A 2,234-nucleotide genomic window follows, 5' to 3' on the forward strand; every position below is an offset into this window, starting at 1 on the left:
ACACTTGGCCAATCGGGACGATTTGGTGGATGGTTGTGTCCCTGTCATGGGTCTGTTTATGATACAGCTGGAAGAGTGCGTTCAGGACCTGCTAATTATAACCTCGCCATTCCACCTTATCGATTTCTTTCTGATACTTTACTGAAAATAGGATAACGCAATGGCAAGATTTCCTCCCTATTTTCCGAAAACTGCTCTTGCTCGTTGGTTTGATAAGCGTTTACCACTTCCTCGTTTTTTTTATAATGCATTTGTTATTTTTCCTGTACCACGTAATCTGAATTATTTTTATACATTCGGTGGTATTTTGACCGTTATGCTTTTGTCACAACTTTTGACAGGTCTTGTCTTGTCACTGCATTATGTACCAGATGTTCATTTGGCTTTTGATACGGGCGAACGTTTTAGACGTGAGGGACAGTTTGGTTGGCTTTTTCGTCCATGGCATTGTGTGGGGTCGTCGTTCTTTTTTATCGCTGTTTATATTCATATAGCACGCGGACTTTATTATGGTTCTTATAAAAATATGCGCGAAATGGTTTGGGTTACGGGCATGTTTATTTATATCATCATGATGGCAATAGCGTTTTTTGGTTATGTTCTAGTTTGGGGGATGATGTCTGTTTCTGCTGCTTCAGTGGTTGCTGGACTTTTGAAAGCTATTCCTTTGGTGGGGACATGGTTGCATGAGACGCTTCTTGGTGGTTATAGTGTTGGACAACCAACATTAAACCGTTTTTATGTGCTTCATTATTTGTTGTCATTCATTTTGCTTTTTTTCGTGGGGATTCATATTTTCGCAATCCACCAAGTTGGACAGGGGAATCCAACGGGTCTTACAATACAATCGGATGAGGAAACTGTTCCTTTTACACCCTATGCGCTTATCAAAGATATTTTTGCCATTACTGTTTTTCTCGTCTTTTTTGCTTGGTTTTTATTTTATATGCCTGATTATATGGGACAGGCTGAAAATTATACTGTTGCTGATCCTTTAAAGGCACCCCTTCGTGTGGTTCCAGAGTGGTACTTTTTGCCTTTTTATGCTATACTGCGTGCCATCACTTTTAATATTGGTGTTCTTTCATCAACTTTTTTAGGGGTTATTCTCTTAGCAGGTTCGATTTTCGTTTTGATTTTTGTTCCATGGTTAGATCGCTCTAAAATATGTTCTGCGAGGTATCGACCTGTTTACAAAATTTTCTTTTGGGCATTCATTGCTGATGTCGTACTTCTTGGCTATCTAGGTTCAAGGGAAATCAATGATAGCATTCTTTTATGGACGCAATTGGCTACTGCTTATTATTTTATATTCTTTCTGATTGTTTTGCCGATCCTGCCGCGTTTTGAAAAGGGGCGTCCTCTTCCTTCTTCAATTACTGAAGATATGAAACAGAAAAAAAATAAACTATGGTAAATACTTTTATTGGATTGCTCGTTATAGCAGTAATAGGATTTCCTTTTCAGAGTGTGGCTGGCAATATCTCTGATAACGAGGAGGTGTTTGTTTCTTTTCCCTTACATGTCCCTAAAAAACAGGAATGGAGCTTTTCAGGGCCATTTGGCGTTTATGATAAAGCACAGTTGCGACGTGGATTAAAGGTTTATAAACAGGTTTGTTCTAGCTGCCACGGGTTAAAATATGTGGCTTTTCGCGATTTAAAAGCTCTTGGCTATGATCAAGAACAGATTAAAGCTTTTGCCGGGCAATATGAAGTGCGCGATGGTCCTAATCAAGAAGGGCAGTTTTTTAAACGCGCTGGGCTTGCAACAGATTATTTTCCTTCTCCCTTTGCTTATGAAGAAGCAGGGGGTATTCTTCATGGTGCTTCTCCTCCAGATTTATCATTAATGGCGCGTGCACGCGCTGTATCTTTGCCATTTCCTGCTCTTATTTCTGAGGTGCTTACTCATTATAATACTGCTGGTCCAGATTATATTACAGCCCTTTTAACGGGATATCAGGAAGCTCCAGAAAATACAAAAATTGTTGAGGGCTTTTGGTATAATCCTTATTTTATTGCCGGTAATTCTTTAGCTATGGCGCCTCCCTTGAGTGATGGTGTTGTGTCTTATGAAGATGGAACTCCAGAAACTGTTGAACATTATGCACGTGATGTTTCTGCTTTTTTAATGTGGGCTGCTGATCCTCATATGGAAATTCGTAAAAAAACTGGTTTTCGTGTTATCTTATTTTTGATCCTTTTTGGAGGGCTTGTTTATATTTTAAAAGC

3 protein-coding genes are annotated in these 2,234 nt (G+C 39.2%); all 3 read left to right on the forward strand.

All coding sequences use genetic code 11. From position 1 onward, the window contains the following. Positions 1–156: Rieske 2Fe-2S domain-containing protein (locus tag FS875_RS09700; RefSeq protein ID WP_144756202.1), on the forward strand; the 156-nt coding region annotated here is incomplete at its 5' end. 4 nt (positions 157–160) lie between these two features. Next, positions 161–1,417, forward strand: a complete 1,257-nt coding sequence (locus FS875_RS09705) for a cytochrome b (RefSeq protein ID WP_144756206.1) — start codon at positions 161–163, stop codon at positions 1,415–1,417. Next, positions 1,411–2,234: cytochrome c1 (locus FS875_RS09710; RefSeq protein ID WP_144756209.1), on the forward strand; the 824-nt coding region annotated here is incomplete at its 3' end. The genes FS875_RS09705 and FS875_RS09710, both read left to right, overlap by 7 nt.

This window comes from Bartonella saheliensis (genome assembly GCF_902162175.1).